The sequence below is a fragment of the Streptomyces radicis genome, from assembly GCF_003626575.1.
In the GTDB taxonomy this organism is placed as follows: Bacteria; Actinomycetota; Actinomycetes; order Streptomycetales; family Streptomycetaceae; genus Streptomyces; species Streptomyces radicis.
The window spans coordinates 92,861-113,638 of record NZ_RBDY01000019.1; the positions used below are offsets into that span (position 1 = coordinate 92,861).

The following is a 20,778-nucleotide window of genomic DNA, read 5'->3' on the forward strand; positions in this document are numbered from 1 at the left end:
GGTCAGCCCTGGCGGGCCAGGTCCGCCGCGCCCACCAGGCCTGCCCTGCCGCCGAGTTGGGCGGCGAGCACCTGGGCGTGCGGGCGGTTGGTGCTGCCGACGAGCCAGCGGCGGAACGACTTGCGGATCGGGTCGAGGACCAGGTCGCCCTCGTCGGAGACCCCGCCGCCCACGATGAAGGCGGACGGGTCGAACAGCGAGGCCAGGTCGGCGAGTCCGGCCCCGGCCCAGCGGGCCAGCTCGCGGAAGGAGTCGATCGCGACGCCGTCGCCCTGCCGGGCCGCGGCGCTGACGTGGCGGCCCTCGATGCCCTCGGGGGTGCCGTCGCCCAGCGCGAGCAGCACGGCGGCGGCCTCGGGCGTCGCGGCGGCGCGCTGCCTGGCGTATCGCACGAGGGCGCGGCCCGAGGCGTACTGCTCCCAGCAGCCCTGGCTGCCGCAGCCGCACAGCAGCCCGTCGGGCACGACGCGGATGTGGCCGAACTCGCCCGCCACGCCGAAGCGGCCGCGGTGCAGGCGGCCGCCGATGATGATGCCGCCGCCGAGGCCCGTGCCCAGGGTGATGCACACGACGTCGTCGTGGCCCGCGCCCGCGCCGAAGCGGAACTCGCCCCAGGCGGCGGCGTTGGCGTCGTTCTCCACCACGACGGACATCTCGACGCGCTGCTCGATCTTGTCCTTGAGCGCCTCGTGCCGCCACGCGATGTTCGGAGCGAAGAGGACGGTGGCGCGCTTGTCGTCGACGTAACCCGCGGCGCCGATGCCGACGGCCTCGGCCCCCGTGCCCTTCCCCACCTTGGTGACCGCGTCGGCGATGGCCTCGACGACGCCCTCGGGGGTGGGTGGGGTCGCCACCTGGCGCGTGTCGAGGATCGTGCCGTCCTCGTCCACCACACCGGCCGCGATCTTCGTACCGCCGATATCGACGCCGATGGTCAGTCCCATCAGATCTCCTTCGCATGGACAGCGCTCCCCGCTCACTCACGGCGAAGCGTCACCGCTCCCGCGGTGACGCTTCGCCGTGACGGCCGAGTGAAACCCCTTCGCGGCCCGCATGTCCGCGAGGGGAGGAAACGCGAATCCCTCAAGTGATGTCAGATAATGCCCCGCCGGCGACCACGGTACCCGAGGGAGGCGGAGCGGCACCGTATCGGTTCAGCGATCGGTCGGGCGCCGGTCGGCGGGGCCCGCTCCGCCGCCGCCATCGGGCCCGCCCGTTTCGCCGGGCTCGTCCGCGCCCTTGCCCGGGTCCGTGGCCTTCTCCGCGCTCGGCTCCGCGCGCTCCACCGTCACATCGGGCGCGGGCCGCTCCCGGTCGGGGCCGAGCACCGCGGCGCGGTAGGCGGCGAGCAGCTCGTGGCCCGCGCCCGCGAGATGGTGGAGAACGTCGGCGTTCCGCTCGATCACGGGCTCGATGGCCGCCCTGGCCTGGGCGGCGAGGGGGCCCGCCGCCATGCCGACGCCGGGGCCGAGACCGGCGCCGAGGCGGCCGAGCCCCTCGGTGAGGGCGTCGGCGAGCCTGCGCAGCTCGTCGGCGGCGTCGCCTGGCCCCGGGCCTCGGGCCGCGCGGCGCCTGGCCCGCTCGTCGGCGAGGTCCTCCTCACAGGCCGTGGCCCAGGCGTCCTCGTCGGGGGGCGGGCCCGAGGGGCGCTCGGTGGAGTGCTCGCGCGCGTCGCTCATGGGGACCTCCTTCGCGCGTGGACCGTCCCCATCGAGCCTACCCCGGGCGGCCGGGCGGCGAGGGGGCGGCGGCGGAGGCCCGCGACGGGGGCCGCGGCGGGAGGACTAGACGCTCTCGACGCGCTTCTTCAGGCCGTCGAGGGCCCGGTCGATGATGACCTTCTCGGCCTTGCGCTTGATGGTGCCGAGCATCGGGATCTTGACGTCGACGGTGAGCTGGTAGGTGACCTCGGTGTGCGCGCCGTCGGCCGCGGGGGCCAGCAGGTAGGAGCCGTCGAGGGCGCGCAGCATGCGGGACTTCACCAGCGACCAGCTGACCTCGTGCTCGCCGTTCCACGTGTAGGCGAGGGTGTGCTCGTCCTTGATCGCCCCGGCGTCCAGGAGCAGCCTGACCTGCTCGGCGCGGCCGTCGGCGCCCGTGGAGAGCACCTCGGCCTCCTTCACCTCGCCCGTCCACTCGGGATAGCGGCCGAAGTCGGCGATCACCGCCATGACATCGGCCGGCTTGGCTTCGATGGTGATGCTCGACCTGGTGTGTTCGGCCATCGCGTGGCTCCTCGCGCTTGTCCGCCGCTGCCGTTCGGGGGAAGGCTACCGCGAGCCGCGGCGGCGTCGGGCACGGGAGCGGAGCAGTAGGCTGCCGAATACCCCCGGACCATGACAGATGAGGAGCAGTGGTGCGCGAGTTCAGCCTGCCGGCGCGGTACGAGGTCTCCGGCGGTGAACACCTGCCAGGGCTGCTGCGGAGCACCGCGGAGCGCCACCCCGGGGTCGGGCTCATCGCCCGCCGGGAGGGCGCGGGTTGGCGGGACATGACCGCGCCCGCGTTCGTGGCGGAGGTGCGCGCGGTCGCGAAGGGGCTGCTGGCGTCGGGCGTGCGCCCGGGGCAGCGGGTGGGGCTCATGTCGCCCACGCGGTACGAGTGGACGCTGTTCGACTTCGCGATCTGGACGGCGGGCGCGGTCACCGTGCCGGTGTACGAGACGAGTTCGCCCGCCCAGATCGCCTGGAACCTCAGGGACTCGGGCGCCGTCGCCGCGGTCGTGTGCGACGCGGAGCGCCGGGCTGCCCTCGCCTCGGTCGGGCACGACCTGCCCGAGCTGACCCGGATCTGGACGATGGATCCGGGGAAGGGCGAGGAAAGCGGCGGGGAGAACGGCGAGGGGAACGACGCCCCCGGCGCCGTCGCCGCGCTCACCGCCGCGGGAGCCGGGGTGAGCGACGCCGAGCTGGACGCCGCCACCGCGACGTTGACCGCCGAGTCCCCCGCGACGGTGATCTACACCTCGGGAACGACGGGCCGCCCCAAGGGATGTGTCCTCTCGCACCGGGCGTTCCTCGCCATGGGCCACGCCGTGGTGGCGTCGTCGGCGCCGCTGTTCCGCACGGGCGACAGCTCGGTGCTGCTGTTCCTGCCGCTCGCCCATGTCTTCGCGCGCATGGTCGAGGTCGTCGCCCTGTGCGCGCCGATCCGCCTCGGCCATGTGCCCGACGCGCACACGCTGACCGACGACCTGGCGACGTTCCGCCCGACGATCGTCCTCGGCGTGCCCCGGGTCTTCGAGAAGCTCTTCAACGGCGCGCGGGCCGCCGCCAGGGAGCGGCGCATGGGCTGGCTCTTCGACCGCGCCGCCGCGGTCGCCATCGCCTACAGCCGTGCGCTCGACCGCCGTTCGGGCCCCGGCGTGCCACTGCGGCTGGCGCACCGGCTGGGCGACCGGCTGGTCTACCGGCGGATCAGGGACACGCTCGGCGGCCGCGCCACCCACGCGATCTCGGGCGGCGGGCCGCTCGGTGAACGCCTCGGGCACTTCTTCCGCGGCATCGGCTTCACCGTGCTCGAGGGCTACGGGCTCACCGAGACGTGCGCGCCCACGGCGTTCAACCCCTGTGACGCGCCGCGCATCGGGACCGTGGGCCTGCCGCTCGCCGGGTCGGCGGTGCGCGTGGCCGACGACGGCGAGGTGCTGGTGCGCGGCGACCACCTGTTCACCGGCTACCTGGGCGACGAGCGGGCCACGCGGGAGGCGATGGCGGGCGGTTGGTTCCACACGGGCGACCTGGGGTCGCTCGACACGGACGGCTATCTGACCATCACGGGGCGCAAGAAGGAGATCCTGGTGACCGCGGGCGGCAAGAACGTCGCGCCCGCCGTCATCGAGGACCGGGTGCGGGCGCACGAGCTGATCGCCGAGTGCATGGTGGTCGGCGACGGGCGCCCGTTCGTCGCGGCGCTCATCACGCTCGACGACGCGTTCCTGCGCCGCTGGGCGGGCCGCAACGGCCTCGGCGGCGTGCCGAGGGACGAGCTGCCGCGCCACCCGCTGCTGCTCGCCGCCGTGCAGAAGGCCGTGGACGACGGCAACGCCGCGGTCTCCCGGGCCGAGTCGGTGCGGAAGTTCCGGGTGCTGCCGGGGCAGTTCACGCAGGAGTCGGGCCACCTCACGCCGTCGCTCAAACTCAGGCGCCATGTGGTGGCGAAGGACTTCGCGGGCGAGATCGACGCGCTGTACCGCTGAGCGCGGCGCCGGGCCCGCCGCACCCACCCGGGAGAGGCGGGGCGGCCACCATGGCCTGTCCCGCGGCCCTAGGGCCTGTCTGATAATCCCCGGTGGATCAGCGAGCGGCGGATGGCGCCCGCCTGGCAAGGCGCCGGATCGCAGCTCGTACTCAGCCGTACTCGCGCGATTCGGCAACGCGGCCAGGCGGGATGCCAGTCGTCGCGAGCCCGCCGGGGATTGTCAGACAGGCCCTAGTCCAGGAGGTCGCGGAGGCGTTCCACCAGGAGGTCCCAGCGCCAGCGCTCCTCGACCCAGGCCCGGCCGCGCTCGCCCATCCGGCGGCGCAGCTCGGCGTCGCGCAGCAGCGTGATCAGGCGGTCGGCGGTCTCCAGCGGGGCCGACTCCTCGCCACCGCGCACGATCCAGCCGGTCTCGCCCTCGAGGACGGCGTCGGGCGCGCCGCCCGAGTCCCCGCTGAGCACGGGAAGTCCGGTGGCGGACGCCTCGAGGTAGACCATGCCGAGCCCCTCGACGTCCAGGCCACCCGCCCTGGTGCGGCACGGCATCGCGAACACGTCGCCCGCCCCGAAGTGCGCGGGCAGCCGCTCCCATGGCACGGCGCCGGTGAAGCGCACCGACGTCGCCACGCCCTCCTTGGCGGCCAGCTTCTCAAGATCCACGCGGTAGGGCCCGCCGCCGACGATCAGCAGCACGGCATCGGGCTCCGCGGCGAGCACCCGGGGCATCGCCCTGATCAGGGTGTCCTGGCCCTTGCGGTGCACCAGTCGGGAGACGCACACGATCACGGGCCGGTCGGCCAGGCCCATGGACGCCCGCAGCGCGGCGCCGCCCGAGTCGGGGTGGAACGTCTTCTCGTCCACGCCGGGTGGCAGTTGCACCATGCGGGCGGCGGCATCGGGGCTCAGCGCCCGCGCGATCCTGCTGCGCGTGTACTCGCCGAGGTAGGTGATCACATCGGTGGTGTCCCCGACCCGGCGCAACAGCGCCCGCGCGCCCGGCAGCTGGGCCCACGCGGCCTCGTGCCCGTGCGTCGTCGCGACCAGGCGCTCGGCCCCCGCGGAGCGCAGCGCGGGCGCGAGCGCCCCCAGCGGCGCCGCCGCGCCGAACCACACGGCCGTGCAGCCGTGCGCGCGCAGCAGCCCGGTGGCCCGCCGCCGCACGGCGGGGGTGGGCAGCAGCAGGTTGGCCCGGTCCCTGATGACGGGGAACGGCTGCTCCGCGTCGAACTCTGCCGTGGTGCCGCCCTGTTCGGGGTCACCCCGCCACGACGAGGTGTAGACGACCACCCGCCGCGGGTCGAGCCGCACCGCCATGCTGTGGAGGAACGCCTGGATGCCTCCGGGCCGTGGCGGAAAATCATTGGTGACAATCAATGTCTTACGCATCAGGACGAGACGATACCGAGGGTCCTCAGGGCCGGACGACCGAGGAGACGGGAAGAATTCCCACCGACTCGTACCGCACTGTGGCCCCGGGGTGCGGGGAGTGCACGATCTGCCCACCCCCGACATACATCCCCACATGGCTCGCATCGGACCGGTAGACCACGATGTCGCCTGGCTGCGCCTCCGCGAGCGACACCTTTCGGCCAGCGCCCGCCTGCGCCTGTGACGTGCGGGGCAGGGCGACCCCGGCCTGCGCGTAGGACCACTGGATGAGGCCCGAGCAGTCGAACGCCGATGGCCCGGCCTGCCCCCACGCGTACGGGGACCCCACGACGCCGCGCGCGGCCGCGAGCGCCCGCGCGCCGCGCCCCGAGCCCTCGGCGGGTGCCTCGGCCGCGGTGGCGGGCGGCGCCTCGGCGGCGGCCTCGTGCTCGGCGCGCTCGCGCTCGCGCCGCTCCCGCGCGGACAGCTCGTCGAAGTGACGGCGCGCGGTGGCGAGTTTGCGCTGCGCGGCGCGCTTGTGGCGGGCGAGCCGCGTCTGTTCCGCGGTCAGCTCCTCCAGCTTGTCGGACGCGTCCTCGCGGCGCTGCTCCAGGCTCCGCTGGGCCGCCACCAGGTCGCGCAGCTCCCCCGCGCGGCGCGAGCCGAACCGTTCGAGCGCGGTGGCCGCCGCCAGGTATCTGTCGGGGCTGTCGGACATCATGAGCGCCACGGCGGGCCCGAGGCCGCCCGCGCGGTACTCGGCGGCCGCCGCGGAACCGATCGTGCGCCGCTTCTCGTTGACCGCCTCCTGGCCCTCGGCGACGCGGTCGCGGTGGCGCTCGAACTCCTCGGTGAGCACCGCGACGCGCTCCGACGCGCCGTTGTACGCCTCGACGGCGCGCTCCGCCCCGGCGAACAGGTCGGCCAACTCCCTTGCCGCCTCCGCGCTGTCGGACGGCGGTGGCGGGGCGGGCTCGGCGAGGACCGGCACGGCCCCCATCGTGGCGGCCGCGGTGGCGGCTGCGGACAGCACGCCGACCCTGGCCGCCCTTCTCGTCCTCGCCTGCGGATCGCGTCGATGCGAGACCACGACGGGCCGCTCCCTTCGGTGGGTTACCTGAGGGGAGCAGAATGTAGCCGCGCGGCACGGGAGTCGGCGAACGGCAACGCCGCACGTGCCGCCTCCTGGCACGCAACTGCAGGTCACACCGGGGGCGCGACGGCGCGCGGAAAACCCCGAATCACCTGGATGGGCTCAGGGGAAGGCGACGGGGGAAGACGACGGAGGACGGCGAACGACCCGGCTCAGCCGACCCGCACGCCGAACTGGAACGGCATCACGTCGACGCCCAGGTACTCCACCGTGGAGTTGGAGTTGGGCGAGTGGATGATCGTGCCGTTCCCGGCGTAGATGCCGACGTGGTGCAGGTCGCTGTAGTAGATCACCAGGTCACCAGGGGCGAGTTCGCTCATGGAGACCCGGGTGCCCGCGTTGGCCTGCGCCTGGGAGGTGCGCGGCAGCGAGACACCGGCCTGCGCGAACGCCCAGGAGGTGAGGCCCGAGCAGTCGAACGCGTTGGGCCCCGTGGCGCCCCACACATACGGGGAGCCGAGCTTGCTGATGGCGGCGGACAGGGCGGCCTCGCCGTAGGAGGAGCCGCTGCCGTCCAGGACGGGGCGCCCGCTGTCCCCGCTGTCCCGGCTGGCGCGCTCCGCGGCCTCGGCGGCCTCGGCGGCCTCCTGGGCCTCCAACTCGGCCTGCTGCTCGGCGGTGAGCTGGTTGAGCAGGGCCTGGGCCTCGCTCAGCTTCCCCTGGATCTCCTCCTTGCGGTCGCCGACCTCGGTGCGGACCTCCTCGAGCTCGGCGAGCCGGTCGCTCGCCTCGTCCCGCTGCTGGTCGAGCGAGCGCTGCTGGTCCTCGATCAGCCGCAGGGTCTCCGCCTGTTTGCCGCTGACCTGGTCGAGCGTGGACGCCTGGTCCAGATAGGCGTCGGGGTCGGAGGAGAGGAAGAGCTGCACCGACGGGTCGACGCCGCCGTTGCGGTACTGGGCCGAGGCGACGGAACCGACGCCCGCGCGCAGCTCGTTGAGCTCCTGCTGGCCGCGGGCCGTGGCGTCCTGGAGGTTCTCGACCTCCTCCTGGAGCTGCTCCTCGCGCTCCTTGGCGCCGTTGTACTCGTCGGTGGCGGACCCGGCCTCCTCGTACAGCCGGTCGACCTCTTCCTGGACCTCTTCGAGGGTCTGGCCTGGGGCGGCCTGCGCGGTCTGCGTGGATATCGCGACACTGGCGGCGGCGGCCGTGGCACCGAAGATGGTCATACGGGCGCGGCTCGGCTGCTTGGGACGACGGTGGGACGCCACGGGGGCGAGCTCCTTCTTCCTCAGCCGCCTGCCGGGCGTGGGGGCGATGGCCCCGGCTCCGCGCAACTGCCGCGGATTCGGCGGTTCCCCCACGGCCACCCCGGATGGATGGACTACCGCGCGGAGGTTCGAGCCCTGACCCTAGCGAGGTGGGTTTCGATCCTTCAAATCCCCGCGGCCATATTTTACTCACCTCACACGAGCGGCAATCGGGTACGCACCCTCCGTGGCGGGCGAGCGAGGGCAAGGGGGGCGCAGTCGGCCGTTTCCCCACGCAACAGGCACAACTCCGGCACCGGCGGGCGGATCGCCCACGTCGGCCTCACGCGCGCGCGAGGCGCCGCAGGAGCAACGCGGAGGCCACCGGGCGCGCGCCCGCGGCCGCGACCCCGTCGGCGACCTCGCGGTCGGCCGAGACCACCACGACGGGCCGCCCCCTGGGCTCGGCGCGCACCAGCCGCCGGATCAACTCGTCCGCGGTCTCCCCCGGGTTGCTGAACAGCACCCGCACCCCGCGCGGCGGCGTCACGAGCACGGGCGCCGCCAGCTCGGCGCCGTCGAACACGCACGTCATCTCGGCGCCCGTCTGCGCGGCCAGCACGGCCAGGCCGCCGAGCAGCCGCAGCCGCTGCTTCTCCAACGGCAGCGTGGGATAGCCGGTCTTGGTGACGTTGTACCCGTCGACCACGAGGTGCGCCTGGGGCAGCGCGAGGAGCTGGTCGAGCAGCGCGGGGTCGTCCTCGGAGAGCGCCCGGTGCGCGATGTCCTGGGGCGTCAACCCGCCGGGCTCCACCGCCTCGACGGTCTGCGCGGGCCGCAACCTCGCGGGCGGCAGGGCCAGCTCGCGGCGCAGGCCCTGGGCCGCGTCGAGCACCGTGTCGAGCAGGAGCCGCAGCCGCATGTCCTCGATGCCGCGGCCCTCGCGCACCGCCTTGCGGCTGGCCTCGAGGGCCGACTCCGCCTCGGAGAGCCGCGCCCGCAGCCGCCTGGCCTCGCCCTCGGCCGCGGCCCTGGCCGCCGCGGCCTCGCCGCGCGCCTCGTCGAGCTCGGCCCGCAGCTTGCGCGCCGCCGCCTCGCCACGCCGCACGTCGGCCAGCGCGCTGCGCAGCTTGCGGTGCACCGCGTCGGTCTCCTTGCGCGCGGCCTCGAGCTCGCCGCGCAGCCGCTCGCCGTCGGTGCGCGTCATCGCGGTCAGCCGCGCCACCTCGTCGCGCAGCCGCGCGAGCTCCAGCTCGCGCTCCCGCGCGGCGCGTTCGTCCTGGGCGCGCTGCGCCTCCTCGCCCGCGGCGGCCACCAGCTTCGCCCAGCCCGGCGGGCGCAGCACGAACGCCGCCGCGGCCACCTCCACGGGGTCGGCGGCGGGCGGGGGGTTGCCCTGGGCCACGGCCTCCGCGAGCTCCGGCTCGGTCTCCCGCAGCCGCGCCGCGACGCGCCGCCTGAAGTCGGGGTCGCTCTCGAGCGACGCGGCCATCGAGCTGCCGCCGAATTTCACCCGACGGGATGGGGTGAACCGGGCATACTGCCGCAGCGTGGGAGGCAGCTCGGCCAGGGTGAGCCCGGAGAACGCGTCCGCCGCGAGGAGGACGACCCGGTGCCTGACCCGCTCGGGCAGCGGGCGGTCGAGGGCCTCGGCCGCGTCCGCTTCGCCTTCTGTCGGATCCACCACCGCTCGCACCGTCCGTCAGCCCTGTCGTTGTCCACTTCACCCTACGGCCTGGTAGCCGCGGGGGCCCACGCCGCGGGCTAAGGTGTGCCCTGCGTACCGCGTCCGCCGCACACCCCGCGCGCCATCGGGCGGGACCCCGAGCGGGACATCGAGCAGGAGGGGCCAGCCGTGATCACTTCGATCGTGCTCATCAAGACCAGCGTGGACCGCGTCCCTGAGGTCGCGGAGCAGATCGCGGCGCTCGAGGGGGTCAGCGAGGTGTACTCGGTGACCGGCCCCCACGACCTCATCGCCCTGGTGCGGGTGCACCGCCACGAGGAGCTGGCCGAGGTGATCCCGGCCAGGATCAGCAAGATCCCCGGCGTGACGTCGACGGAGACCCACATCGCGTTCCGCACCTACTCGCAGCACGACCTGGAGGCGGCGTTCGCGATCGGCCTCGAGTAGGCCATCGGACAGTCCCTCGACCCACGCCCTCAGGCGTGGGTCGCGCGCACCCACCGGTCGAGGCAGCGGGCCGCGGCCCCGCTGTCGATCGACTCAGCCGCCGTGGCCATCCCCAGGGCGATCTGGTCGCGCAGCGGCGCGTCCCCGGGGTTCAACGCGACGAGCGCCGCCGCGGCGTTGAGCACCACCGCGTCCCTGACGGGCCCGGTCGCCCCGGCCAGGACCGCCCTGGCCACCTCGGCGTTGTGGGCCGCGTCCGCGCCGCGCAGGGACTCGACGGGCGCGATGGCGAGGCCCACGTCGCGCGGGTCGAAGCTCTCCTCGCGCACCTTGCCGTCCCTGACGACCCACACCGTCGACGTGGCGGTGACCGTCAGCTCGTCCAGGCCGTCGTCGCCGCGGAACACCAGCGCCGAGGCGCCGCGTTCGGCCAGGACGCCCGCGACGATGGGCGCCATCCGCGCGTCCGCGACGCCCGTGGCCTGGGCGCCGACGCGGGCGGGGTTGGTGAGCGGGCCGAGGAAGTTGAACGGGGTGGGGATCCCCAGCTCGCGCCTGGCCGTGGCCACATGGCGCAGCGCCGGGTGGAACTTGATCGCGAAGCAGAACGTGATGCCCGCGTCGACGGCCACCTCGGCGACCCGCTTGGGGGTCAACTCCAGGTTGACGCCGAGCTGTTCGAGGACGTCGGACGCGCCGCTCGCGCTCGACGCCGCGCGGTTGCCGTGCTTGACGACCGTCGCCCCGGTGCCCGCGACCACGATGGCGGCCATCGTGGAGATGTTGACCGTCCTGGCCCGGTCGCCCCCCGTGCCCACGATGTCCACCGTGGGGCCTGGCACCTCGATCAGGTTGGCGTGGTCGTACATCGCCCGCACCAGGCCGCCGACCTCGTCGACCGTCTCGCCCTTGGCCCGCAGCGCCACCGCGAAGCCCGCGATCTGCGCGTCGGTGGCCTCTCCCGTCATGATCTGGTCCATCGCCCACGCGGTCGCGTCCATGGACAGGTCGCGCCCGGCCACCAGCTCCATCAGCACCTCGGGCCAGGTGTGCGCCGCCGCGGTGTCGCCTCCGGCGGGGGTCACAACGCTCATGGGAATCACTCCTGGCGGGTCGGACGGCTGATCGCGTGACGAGCCTAGCGAACGCCACGAGGCCGTGGTCCCCCACACCGGCGAGGGGCCACGGCCTCGTTCGGACACGGTGTCCGAGGGGCGGCGGAACGATCAGTGGTGGCCGTGGCCGCTCGTGATCTCCCGGTACTCCTCCGACGTCGGCTTCGGGATCTGCGCCTGCTCACCGAAGTATCCGCGGGAGATCTTCACCCGCAGCCGCTCCAGCGGGCTGACCTTGCGCCGCACGCCGTTCTCGTCCGTCTCGGGGCCGAGCTCGGCGGGCCTGTCCTGGTCGTGCGCGGTCAGCGTGTACAGCGCCTCGCGCGGCAGCGGCTCGTGGACCTCGACGAACTCACCGTGCGGCAGCCGCTTGATGACGCCCGTCTCGCGGCCGTGCAGCACCTTCTCCCGGTCCCTGCGCTGGAGGCCGAGACAGATCCGCCGCGTGATGACGAACGCGACCACGGGGAAGACGAAGAACCCGATCCGGCAGACCCAGGTGATGGCGTTGATCGACAGGTTGAAGTTGACCGCCCACACGTCGTTCCCGCCCGCGACCAGAGCGACGCCGTACGCCACGAGCCAGGCGACGCCGAGACCCGTGCGGGTGGGGGCGTTCCTCGGCCGCTGCGCGATGTGGTGCTCGCGGTTGTCGCGGGTCAGCCAGGACTCGAAGAACGGGTACAGGCCGATCAGCACGAGCACGCCGGGGAAGACCGCGAGCGGGATCATCAGGCCGAAGTTGAGCGTGTAGCCGCCAGGGATCACCCACTCCCATCCCGGCATCATGCGGACCAGCCCCTCGGAGAAGCCGAGATACCAGTCGGGTTGGGCGTTGGTCGAGACCTGGTCGGGTCGATAGGGCCCCAGGACCCAGACGGGGTTGATCGTCGCCGTGGCCGCGATGGCCGCGATGACGCCGAACACCAGGAAGAAGAAGCCCCCGGCCTTCGCCATGTAGATGGGCAGGAACGGCATGCCGACGACGTTGTCGTTGGTGCGCCCCGGACCGGCGAAGTGCGTGTGCTTGTGGTAGATGATCAGGATCAGGTGCGCCGCGACCAGGCCGAGCATGATGCCGGGCAGCAGCAGCACATGGATGACGAAGAACCTCGGGATGATGTCGTGCCCGGGGAACTCCCCGCCGAACAGGAACATCTGGATATAGGTGCCCACCACCGGCATGGAGAGGATCGCGCCCTCCATGAAGCGGATGCCCGTGCCCGAGAGCAGGTCGTCCGGCAGCGAGTAGCCGGTGAGGCCCGTGAAGACGGCCAGGATGAACAGGGTCCAGCCGAACAGCCAGTTGATCTCGCGCGGCTTGCGGAAGGAGCCGGTGAAGAACACCCGCATCATGTGGAACATGATGCCGACGACAAAGATCAGCGCCGCCCAGTGGTGGATCTGCCGGACCAGCAGGCCGCCGCGGACGTCGAAGCTGATGTCGAGCGTCGAGGCGTACGCCTCGGTCATCATCACGCCCTGCATCGGGACATAGCTGCCGTGGTACTCCACCTCGGCCATGCTCGGCACGAAGAACATGGTGAGGTACACGCCGGTCAGGATCAGGATGATGAAGCTGTAGAGGCAGATCTCGCCCAGCAGGAACGACCAGTGGTCGGGGAAGATCTTCCGCATGTTGGCCTTGGCGAGGCTGTAGAGCCCCACCCTGCCGTCGGCCCAGTCGGCGATCTTCTCGCCCGCCGGTGCCTTGCCCCTGGTCTTGGGGTCCTTCGTCGCCGTACTCATCCGCGCTCCCAGAAGCTCGGGCCGGGGGGCTCCTCGAAGTCGCCGAGCGCCTGGAGGAAGCCTTCGTCGTTGACCGTGATGCGCAGCTGCGGCAGCGGGTGGCCCGCGGGTCCGAAGAGGACCTTGGCGCCGTCGGCGAGGTCGAACGTCGACTGGTGGCAGGGGCAGAGCGCGTGGTGGGACTGCTGCTCGTAGAGGGTCGCGGGGCAGCCGATGTGGGTGCAGATCTTGGAGTAGCAGAGGATGCCCTCGTGGCCCCACTCCGCGGAGCGCGGGTCCTTGATGTCCTCGGGCTCGAGGCGCACCAGCATGACGGCGGCCTTGGCGATCTCCGCGTGGAAGTTCTCGGCGTGCGGGTCGAGGCCTTCGGGCATGGCCTGCGTGAGCGAGCCCACCGTGATGTCCTCGGGGCGCAGCGGCTGGAGGGTGGCCTCGTTGATGATCAGCGAGCCCTCCTGCCACGCGGTGTGGTGGAGCTTGTCCTCGGGCAGCGGGCCGAGGTCGCGCAGCAGCACCACGCCGGCGAGCGGCACGAGGCCGAGGGCGCCGAGCAGGGTGTTGCGCGCGAGCTTCCTGCGGCCGATCTGCGACTCGGCGGCGCCCTTGGCGAACTCCTCGAGGACATGCGCCTTGACCTCGGGCGTCGCCTCGACGGCGTGCCGCTCCTCGGCGACCTCCTCGTCGGACATCAGGGTGCGCGCCCAGTGGATGGCGCCCGCGCCGATGCAGAAGAGGGCGAGCCCGAGGGTGAGGCCGAGGGCGAAGTTCAGCCCGCTGATGTGCCCGAACGGCCAGATGAAGACGATCTCATCGATCGGGATGGCCACATAGGAGGCGATGAAGCCGACCGTGGCGAGCATCGACAGGGTGAAGAGGAAGGCCACGGTGCGCTCGGAGCGTCGGGCGGCCCGCTCGTCGATGTCCTGCCTGCGGGGTTCGTGCGGCGGTAGCCCGGGGTCGGCGAACGGGTCGTCCGCCTCGGCCACGGCACCGCCCTCGCGCTGGTCGGGGAGGTGGTCCCCCGACGAGTCGTTGCGCGATTCGGTCTGATCAGTTCGGCTACTCATGACTTCCTGGCCTTTGCGGTCCTGGCCCCGATCCACACGGCGACGGCGATGAGGGCACCCATGCCGAACGTCCAGGCGAAGAGGCCCTCGCTGACCGGCCCGAAGCCGCCGAGGCCCAGGCCGCCGGGGCTCGGGGAGTCCGCGGTGTTGACCGCGTGCAGCCACGCGATGATGTCCTGCTTCTCCTCCTCCGGCAGCGTGGAGTTGGGGAAGGACGGCATGCTGGCGGGGCCCGTGACCATGGCCTCGTAGATGTACCGGGGGTCCACGTTGTCCAGCGCCGGTGCTTCCTTGCCATGGGTCAGCGCGCCGCCCTGGCCGGTGAAGTTGTGGCACTGGGAGCAGTTGGTGCGGAACAGCTCGCCGCCCCTGGCGGCGTCGCCCGCCGAGGGGTCGTAGGCCGACTCGTTCGGCACGCTCGGGCCCGGGCCCAGGGAGGCGACATACGCGGCCAGCTGGTCGATCTCGGCCTGCGTGTAGACGACCGGCTTCTCCTCGGCCTGCGGGCCCGGCTGCTGGAGGGGCATGCGCCCGGTGCCGACCTGGAAGTCGACCGCCGCGGCGCCGACCCCGGTCAGCGAGGGCCCGTCGCTGCTCCCCTGGCCACCGGAGCCGTGGCAGCTCGAGCAGCCGACGTCGTACAGCTTCTTGCCCTCCTCGATGGCGAGGGACTGGGCCGAGGCCTCGGCCTGCGCCTCGTCCGCGGGGGCGAGCGTCGCGTACAGCCCCCCTGTGGCCGCCAGCGCGAGGAGGAGGACGACGAGCGCCGCCAGCGGATGGCGCCGTCGTACGGAGAGCTTTTTCACGGATTACCCCGGGGTCAGGATCTTCTGCGTCGGTGCTTGAGGTGTGCGGTCCGAGTGCGTGGTGCCGGTCGGCCACTCGATGAGGTGGCTACTTGATGAGGTAGATGGTGGCGAAGAGGCCGATCCACACGACGTCGACGAAATGCCAGTAGTACGACACGACGATGGCCGTGGTGGCCTGCTCATGGGTGAAGCGCTTGGCCGCGTACGTGCGGGCCAGGACGAACAGGAACGCGATCAGCCCGCCGAGCACATGCAGCCCGTGGAAGCCGGTGGTCAGGTAGAACGCGGAGCCGTAGGGGCCCGAGGACAGCGAGATGCCCTCGTGCTTGACCAGCTCGACGTACTCCGTGACCTGCCCGCCGATGAAAACGGCGCCCATCACGAAGGTGGCCACGAACCACGCGCGGAGCTTCTTCACATCGCCCCGCTCGGCGGCGAACACGCCGAGCTGACAGGTGAGCGAGGAGAGCACCAGGATCACGGTGTTGGTCCCCGAGAACGGGAGGTTGAGCACATCGGCGTTCTCCTGCCAGTGCTCCGCCCCCATCACCGACCGCAGGGTGAAGTACATCGCGAAGAGGGCCGCGAAGAACATCAGCTCGGAACTCAGCCAGATGACGGTTCCGACGCTGGTGACGTTCGGCCGGTTGACCGAAGGGATCGCGTGCCCGGATTCTGCTGCTGTTGCTGTCGCCACGCCCGTCATTATGTCGGTCGGTTTTCCGGCGTCTTCCCCGGGGGTCCGGTTCGGTGTGTCCGCCCGTCCGGTGACGTTTCCCGACCCGTCTCCCACCGGGTCCCGACCCATCCGCCCTGCCCACCGCGGGGGCCGACGGAGTAGCATCCGCCGCAGGGGCGGCCGACGAGGGCCGCCCGGGACAACGGCCACTTCGCGGAGGAACGATGGAGCGCACCGCCACGGTGCTGGTCTACAGCGACGACGTCAACACCCGCGAGCAGGTCCGGCTCGCGGCCGGGAGGCGGCCCGCGGCTGACGTTCCCGAGGTCGAGTACCTGGAGTGCGCCACCCTGCCCGCGGTGCTGAGCGCGCTCGAACAGGGCGGGATCGACGTGTGCGTGCTCGACGGCGAGGCCGTCCCGGCGGGCGGGATGGGCGTCTGCCGGCAGATCAAGGACGAGATCTTCGAGTGCCCCCCGGTGCTGCTGCTGATCGGGCGCCCGCAGGACGCCTGGCTCGCCACCTGGAGCCGGGCCGAGGCGGCCGTGGCGCACCCGGTGGAGCCGTCGGAGCTGGCGGCCTCCCTGGCCACCCTCCTGCGCCGTCGGCTCCCCTCCACGGTCTGACGCACACGGGCCGCCTCGCGCCCGGGTCGTCCGTCACACCCGGGGGCGCAGGCGGCCCGCGGCCGGGGTCACCGGCTCGCCGCCACCGCCGCCGTGCACGGCGCTGCCGGCGCGCCACTCCTCCCAGGAGAGGTTCCAGTCGCCGAAGCCGTTGCCGAAGGGCGCCATGTCCTCGCCGAAGCCGTTGACGTGCTCGACGACGTCGCCCGGCTTCAGCAGGTCGAACAGCCACTTGGCGTTCTCGTCCGACATGCCCGTGCAGCCGTGGCTGACGTTGGCCGAGCCGTGCGACCCGGCGGACCAGGGGGCGGCGTGGATGTACTCGCCGCTCCAGGTGAGCCGCGAGGCCCACGAGACATTGAGGTCGTAGGACTCCGCCGAGCCCGCCGCGATGCCGATGCTGGTGCCGGTCATCCTGACGTTCTCCTCCTGGGCGAGGACGACCTTCTTGCCGTTCCTCGTGGCGAAGCCCTCCTTCCCCGTGGTGATCGGGATGCTCCGCAGCTCCTCGCCGTTGCGGGTGACGGTCATGGTGTGGCCGCTGATGTCGGCGACGGCCTCGATCCGGTCGCCGGTCTTCAGCTTCAGGGCGTCGCCCGAGCCGCCGCGCAGGCCGTCCCTTATCGGCAGCCCGAGAAGGTTGGAGCGCACCGTGATCTGGGTGTTGGCGGGCCAGTACTCCTTGGGGCGGTAGTGCAGCTCCTTGTCGTCCACCCAGTGCCACGCCCCCTCCACGCGGGGCTCGGAGCTGACGGTCAACGCGCCCTCGACGAGCGCCCGTTGCTCGGGGTCGCTGACCTTGCGGCTCAGCTCCGCGGTGACCGGCTGGCCCACCCCGTAGGTGCCCGCGTCGGGGCCGAAGTCGACGTCGAGGCGCTTGCCCTTCGACGCGCGCGTGCTGAACGTGTGCACGCCCCTGCCGGGGGAGCCACTGCCGTTCTCCGTGCTGACCCGCACGGTGTACTCGGCGTCCGCGGCCAGCGGTGAGGTGCTGCGCCAGCCACGGCCGTCGGCGGACAGCTCGCCGGCCAGGGGGCGCCCGGCCGCGTCGGCGGCGGCCACGTCGGTGATCCTGGTCCCGGTGCCCTGGGTGCTGATCCTGAGGGGCTTGTCGGGATCGACGCCGGTCGCCTTCGCGCCGCCGGCGTCACCGAAGGACAGCTGTCCGACGGCGTCGTAGGGTTCGGTCGCCAGCGGCTTGCCGTCTCCCGCGCAGCCGGTGATCCCGGCGAGCAGCGGGGCGAGTATCAGCGCTGAGCCCAGCTTTATGCGGTTTGAGTGACTCATAGCCATAAATTACGGACATCACCCGGTGGGGGCGCGCTGGCCTGCTGCAAACGGGCGGCCCCCGGAGGGATCTCCCTCCGGGGGCCGGATGCCGTGCGGGACGGGCCGCTACTGGTTCTGGTTCTCGCCGCGGTAGTACTCGAAGACCCACAGCCACAGGCCGATGGCCACGAGCGGGGCCGTGAAGTACAGGAACCACCAGCCGAAGACCGGGCCCATGAACGCGACCGCGCCACCGGCGCCGAGCAGCAGCGGCGCCCAGCTGTGCGGGCTGAAGAACCCGACCTCGCCGGCGTCGTCGGCGACGTCCGCCTCCTTGTTGTCCTGCGCGCCGGTGTCCACGCGGCGGGCGGTGAAGAGCAGGTAGAACCCGATCATCGCCGACAGGGCGAACGACAGGAACAGCGCCGTGGTGCCGACCGGCTCCTTGGACCACACGCCGTAGACGATCGCCACGGCGAGCATGAAGACGGCGATCCAGCTGAAGAGGTGCCCCTGGATCCTCACTGGCCGGCCTCCTTTCCGGTGAGCGCCTCGGCCTCGTGGCGGGCGTCGTTCTCCAGGGAGTCGAGCGCCGCGACCTCGGGGTGGTGCAGGTCGAAGGCCGGGGACTCGGAGCGGATCCTGGGCAGCGTGAGGAAGTTGTGCCGGGGCGGCGGGCACGAGGTCGCCCACTCGAGCGAACGCCCGTAGCCCCACGGGTCGTCGGTGTCGACCTTCTCGCCGTACTTCCAGGTCTTCCAGACGTTGTAGAAGAACGGCAGCATCGACATGCCGAGCAGGAACGAACTCATGGTCGAGATCGTGTTGAGCGCGGTGAACCCGTCGGCCGCCAGATAGTCCGGGTAGCGGCGGACCATGCCCTCGGCGCCCAGCCAGTGCTGCACGAGGAACGTTCCGTGGAAGCCGATGAACAGCGTCCAGAAGGTGATCTTGCCGAGGCGCTCGTCCAGCATCTTGCCGGTCCACTTGGGCCACCAGAAGTGGAAGCCCGCGAACATCGCGAAGACCACGGTGCCGAAGACGACGTAGTGGAAGTGCGCCACCACGAAGTAGGTGTCGGACACGTGGAAGTCGAGCGGCGGCGAGGCCAGGATCACGCCGGTGAGGCCACCGAAGAGGAAGGTGATCAGAAAGCCGACCGACCAGAGCATCGGCGTTTCGAAGCTGAGCGATCCCTTCCACATGGTGCCGATCCAGTTAAAGAACTTCACACCGGTCGGGACCGCGATCAGGAAGGTCATGAAGGAGAAGAACGGCAGCAGCACCGCGCCCGTGACATACATGTGGTGCGCCCAGACCGTCACGGAGAGGCCCGCGATGGTGATCGTCGCGGCGACCAGGCCGATGTAGCCGAAGATCGGCTTCCTGGAGAAGACCGGGATGATCTCCGAGACGATGCCGAAGAACGGCAGCGCGATGATGTACACCTCTGGATGGCCGAAGAACCAGAAGAGGTGTTGCCACAGGATCGCGCCGCCGTTGGAGGCGTCGAAGATATGGGCCCCGAAGACGCGGTCGGCGGCGAGCGCGAACAGCGCGGCGGCGAGCACCGGGAAGGCCAGCAGCACCAGGACACCGGTGAGCAGGACGTTCCAGGTGAAGATCGGCATCCGGAACATCGTCATGCCGGGGGCGCGCATGCAGATGATCGTGGTGATGAAGTTGACGGCGCCGAGGATGGTGCCGAAGCCGGAGAGCGCGAGGCCCATGACCCACAGGTCGGCGCCCATGCCGGGCGAGCGGACCGCGTCGGAGAGCGGCGAGTAGGCGAACCAGCCGAAGCTGGCCGCGCCCTGCGGCGTGAAGAAGCCGCCGACCACCATGAGGCCGCCGAACAGGTAGAGCCAGTAGGCCAGCATGTTCAGGCGGGGGAACGCGACGTCGGGGGCGCCGATCTGGAGCGGCATGATCCAGTTGGTGAACCCGGCGAACAGCGGGGTCGCGAACAGCAGCAGCATGATCGTGCCGTGCATGGTGAACAGCTGGTTGAACTGCTCGTTGCTGACGACCTGCGTGCCGGGGCGGGCCAGCTCGGCGCGCATGATGAGCGCCATCGCGCCGCCGATGATGAAGAAGAGGAACGACGTCAGCAGGTACATCGTGCCGATCGTCTTGTGGTCGGTGGTGGTGAGCCACTTGACCACGACGGAGCCGGGCCGACGCCGGTAGGCGGCGGGCGAGGCGGGGGTGGCCCCGGCCGCCTCCGTCTCCTGTGACTCCGCGTTCTTCTGCTCGAGGATACTCACGATCGCCCCTCGTTGGTCTCGGCGTTCCTTGCGGCATCGGTCTGCTCGATGCCGGCCGGGAGGTAGCCGGTGTTGCCGCGTTCCGCCAAGTCCTGGAGATGCGCGTCGTACTCCTCGGGGGAGACGACCTTGACGTTGAACAGCATGCGGGAATGGTCGACGCCGCAGAGCTCGGCGCACTTGCCGAGGAAGGTGCCCTGCCGGTCGGGGGTCACCTCGAACACGTTGGTGTGCCCGGGGATGACGTCCTGCTTCATCAGGAACGGCACGACCCAGAACGAGTGGATGACGTCACGGGACGTCAGCACGAACTGCACCGTCTCACCCTCGGGGAGGATCAGCGTGGGCCCGGGGTTGCCGGTGTCCGGGTCGCGGTCGGCCGGGGTGCCGGCCTCGTACACGCCGTCCGCGTTCTCGGGGAAGCGGTCCGCGATCCGGTCGGGGATGGAGGAGAGCTCGGGCGCGGTGCGCGCGTCGGTGTCGGAGGCGCCGACGGGCTCGATGTAGTTGAAGCCCCAGCTCCACTGGTAGCCCACCACGTTGATGATGTGGTCGGGCTCCTCCGAGGTGTCGAGCAGCTCGGTCTGGTCGCGGGCGGTGAAGTAGAAGAGCACCGAGACGACGATCAGCGGGACGAGGGTGTAGAGGGCCTCGATGGGGAGGTTGTACCGGTTCTGCGGGGGGACCTCGACCTTGGTGCGCGAGCGCCGGTGGAAGAAGACGCTCCACAGGATCAGGCCCCACACCAGCACACCCGTGACGAGGGCGGCAGCCCATGAGCCCTGCCACAGGGACAGGATGCGCGGCGCCTCCTCCGTGACGGGGGTGGGCATGCCGAGACGGGGAAAGTCCTCGGATGTGCAACCTGTGGCGGTCGCCAGGACCAGGCCCGCGATCAGCGCCTGCGGCAGGATCCGCCGCTTCGGGCGCCGCGACGAGCGGTCGGAGCCGTTGGGACTCACGTAGCGCCTTCCCGAGAGTCTCGCCCTCGGTCCGGGCTGCCTCGCGCTTCGCTGCGGCCGGCCCTGACGGGGGCAGGGGTTTGGATGTTTATGCGGAGCAAACCCTACTGGACGCCCTTTGCCGCCTCGCGGGGAGGGTACGGGAACGCGGCGTGGCGCGGCGCGGGGCCCGCGCACGTCCCCGACCAGGGGA

Annotated in this window: 19 protein-coding genes; 3 read left to right on the forward strand and 16 right to left on the reverse strand. The window is 71.9% G+C overall.

The window, feature by feature from the left end:
* Positions 1–2 precede the first annotated feature (2 nt).
* The 3 genes from D7318_RS22180 to D7318_RS22190 form a co-directional block, all read right to left on the reverse strand.
* Positions 3–944, reverse strand: coding sequence for an ROK family glucokinase (locus D7318_RS22180; protein ID WP_120698929.1), 942 nt, complete (start codon positions 942–944; stop codon positions 3–5).
* Between the two features lie 210 nt (positions 945–1,154).
* Positions 1,155–1,679 carry a DUF5304 family protein gene (locus tag D7318_RS22185; protein WP_120698930.1) on the reverse strand — a complete coding sequence of 175 codons (525 nt, stop codon included), beginning with the start codon at positions 1,677–1,679 and terminating at the stop codon, positions 1,155–1,157.
* Between the two features lie 105 nt (positions 1,680–1,784).
* A complete protein-coding gene (locus tag D7318_RS22190; RefSeq protein WP_120698931.1) occupies positions 1,785–2,225 on the reverse strand; it encodes an SRPBCC family protein in 441 nt (146 codons plus the stop codon).
* A 131-nt stretch (positions 2,226–2,356) separates the two neighbouring features.
* Between D7318_RS22190 and D7318_RS22195 the strand changes: the two genes are divergently transcribed.
* Positions 2,357–4,198, forward strand: a complete 1,842-nt coding sequence (locus D7318_RS22195) for an AMP-dependent synthetase/ligase (RefSeq protein WP_120698957.1) — start codon at positions 2,357–2,359, stop codon at positions 4,196–4,198.
* Between the two features lie 233 nt (positions 4,199–4,431).
* On the opposite strand, the gene D7318_RS22200 is transcribed toward D7318_RS22195, so the two are convergent.
* From D7318_RS22200 to D7318_RS22215, 4 genes are all read right to left on the reverse strand, one after another.
* Positions 4,432–5,586: a glycosyltransferase family 4 protein gene (locus D7318_RS22200; protein ID WP_120698932.1), complete on the reverse strand. Its 1,155-nt coding sequence runs from the start codon at positions 5,584–5,586 to the stop codon at positions 4,432–4,434.
* A gap of 25 nt (positions 5,587–5,611) precedes the next feature.
* The gene (locus tag D7318_RS22205; protein ID WP_230423959.1) at positions 5,612–6,658 is read right to left on the reverse strand and encodes a C40 family peptidase; all 1,047 of its coding nucleotides are present in this window, start codon (positions 6,656–6,658) and stop codon (positions 5,612–5,614) included.
* Positions 6,659–6,873: 215 nt separating this feature from the next.
* Positions 6,874–7,929 (reverse strand): C40 family peptidase, encoded by a 1,056-nt coding sequence (locus tag D7318_RS22210; RefSeq protein ID WP_120698933.1) that lies wholly within the window; start codon positions 7,927–7,929, stop codon positions 6,874–6,876.
* Positions 7,930–8,251: 322 nt separating this feature from the next.
* Entirely contained in the window at positions 8,252–9,595 is a 1,344-nt protein-coding gene (locus D7318_RS22215) for an NYN domain-containing protein (RefSeq protein WP_120698934.1), read from the reverse strand.
* A gap of 168 nt (positions 9,596–9,763) precedes the next feature.
* Here D7318_RS22215 and D7318_RS22220 point away from each other — a divergent pair, with 168 nt between their 5' ends.
* Complete coding sequence (locus D7318_RS22220; RefSeq protein WP_120698935.1) at positions 9,764–10,042, forward strand: Lrp/AsnC family transcriptional regulator; 279 nt, start codon at positions 9,764–9,766, stop codon at positions 10,040–10,042.
* 29 nt (positions 10,043–10,071) lie between these two features.
* On the opposite strand, the gene trpD is transcribed toward D7318_RS22220, so the two are convergent.
* The 5 genes from trpD to ctaE all read right to left on the reverse strand — a co-directional run bounded on the left by trpD (position 10,072) and on the right by ctaE (position 15,488).
* Positions 10,072–11,136 carry an anthranilate phosphoribosyltransferase gene (gene trpD / locus D7318_RS22225; RefSeq protein WP_120698936.1) on the reverse strand — a complete coding sequence of 355 codons (1,065 nt, stop codon included), beginning with the start codon at positions 11,134–11,136 and terminating at the stop codon, positions 10,072–10,074.
* Between the two features lie 132 nt (positions 11,137–11,268).
* Positions 11,269–12,906 (reverse strand): cytochrome bc1 complex cytochrome b subunit, encoded by a 1,638-nt coding sequence (gene qcrB, locus D7318_RS22230; protein WP_120698937.1) that lies wholly within the window; start codon positions 12,904–12,906, stop codon positions 11,269–11,271.
* Complete coding sequence (gene qcrA / locus D7318_RS22235; RefSeq protein ID WP_120698938.1) at positions 12,903–13,973, reverse strand: cytochrome bc1 complex Rieske iron-sulfur subunit; 1,071 nt, start codon at positions 13,971–13,973, stop codon at positions 12,903–12,905. The genes qcrB and qcrA overlap by 4 nt, the downstream gene beginning before the upstream one ends.
* Positions 13,970–14,779: a cytochrome bc1 complex diheme cytochrome c subunit gene (qcrC, locus tag D7318_RS22240; RefSeq protein WP_120698939.1), complete on the reverse strand. Its 810-nt coding sequence runs from the start codon at positions 14,777–14,779 to the stop codon at positions 13,970–13,972. The genes qcrA and qcrC overlap by 4 nt, the downstream gene beginning before the upstream one ends.
* A gap of 88 nt (positions 14,780–14,867) precedes the next feature.
* On the reverse strand, positions 14,868–15,488 hold the full coding sequence (ctaE, locus tag D7318_RS22245; protein ID WP_120698940.1) for an aa3-type cytochrome oxidase subunit III: 621 nt from the start codon (positions 15,486–15,488) through the stop codon (positions 14,868–14,870).
* A 197-nt stretch (positions 15,489–15,685) separates the two neighbouring features.
* On the opposite strand from ctaE, the gene D7318_RS22250 reads away from it, so the two are divergent.
* The gene (locus D7318_RS22250) at positions 15,686–16,087 is read left to right on the forward strand and encodes a DNA-binding transcriptional response regulator (protein WP_120698941.1); all 402 of its coding nucleotides are present in this window, start codon (positions 15,686–15,688) and stop codon (positions 16,085–16,087) included.
* A gap of 33 nt (positions 16,088–16,120) precedes the next feature.
* Here D7318_RS22250 and D7318_RS22255 read toward each other — a convergent pair whose 3' ends face one another.
* From D7318_RS22255 to ctaC, 4 genes are all read right to left on the reverse strand, one after another.
* Complete coding sequence (locus D7318_RS22255) at positions 16,121–17,374, reverse strand: L,D-transpeptidase (RefSeq protein ID WP_120698942.1); 1,254 nt, start codon at positions 17,372–17,374, stop codon at positions 16,121–16,123.
* 108 nt (positions 17,375–17,482) lie between these two features.
* Positions 17,483–17,881 carry a cytochrome c oxidase subunit 4 gene (locus tag D7318_RS22260; RefSeq protein WP_120698943.1) on the reverse strand — a complete coding sequence of 133 codons (399 nt, stop codon included), beginning with the start codon at positions 17,879–17,881 and terminating at the stop codon, positions 17,483–17,485.
* The gene (gene ctaD / locus D7318_RS22265; protein ID WP_230423962.1) at positions 17,878–19,521 is read right to left on the reverse strand and encodes an aa3-type cytochrome oxidase subunit I; all 1,644 of its coding nucleotides are present in this window, start codon (positions 19,519–19,521) and stop codon (positions 17,878–17,880) included. Before ctaD ends, D7318_RS22260 begins: the two co-directional genes overlap by 4 nt.
* A 98-nt stretch (positions 19,522–19,619) precedes the next feature.
* Entirely contained in the window at positions 19,620–20,585 is a 966-nt protein-coding gene (gene ctaC / locus D7318_RS22270; RefSeq protein WP_120698945.1) for an aa3-type cytochrome oxidase subunit II, read from the reverse strand.
* Positions 20,586–20,778 lie beyond the last annotated feature (193 nt).

Excerpts from the sequence above, each read along its gene's own strand:
- D7318_RS22190 (WP_120698931.1), bottom strand. The coding sequence starts at position 2,225 with ATGGCCGAACACACCAGGTCGAGCATCACCATCGAAGCCAAGCCGGCC.
- qcrB (WP_120698937.1), bottom strand. The coding sequence starts at position 12,906 with ATGAGTACGGCGACGAAGGACCCCAAGACCAGGGGCAAGGCACCGGCG.
- D7318_RS22185 (WP_120698930.1), bottom strand. The coding sequence starts at position 1,679 with ATGAGCGACGCGCGCGAGCACTCCACCGAGCGCCCCTCGGGCCCGCCC.
- D7318_RS22255 (WP_120698942.1), bottom strand. The coding sequence starts at position 17,374 with ATGAGTCACTCAAACCGCATAAAGCTGGGCTCAGCGCTGATACTCGCC.
- D7318_RS22200 (WP_120698932.1), bottom strand. The coding sequence starts at position 5,586 with ATGCGTAAGACATTGATTGTCACCAATGATTTTCCGCCACGGCCCGGA.
- trpD (WP_120698936.1), bottom strand. The coding sequence starts at position 11,136 with ATGAGCGTTGTGACCCCCGCCGGAGGCGACACCGCGGCGGCGCACACC.
- qcrA (WP_120698938.1), bottom strand. The coding sequence starts at position 13,973 with ATGAGTAGCCGAACTGATCAGACCGAATCGCGCAACGACTCGTCGGGG.
- D7318_RS22250 (WP_120698941.1), top strand. The coding sequence starts at position 15,686 with ATGGAGCGCACCGCCACGGTGCTGGTCTACAGCGACGACGTCAACACC.
- ctaE (WP_120698940.1), bottom strand. The coding sequence starts at position 15,488 with ATGACGGGCGTGGCGACAGCAACAGCAGCAGAATCCGGGCACGCGATC.
- D7318_RS22180 (WP_120698929.1), bottom strand. The coding sequence starts at position 944 with ATGGGACTGACCATCGGCGTCGATATCGGCGGTACGAAGATCGCGGCC.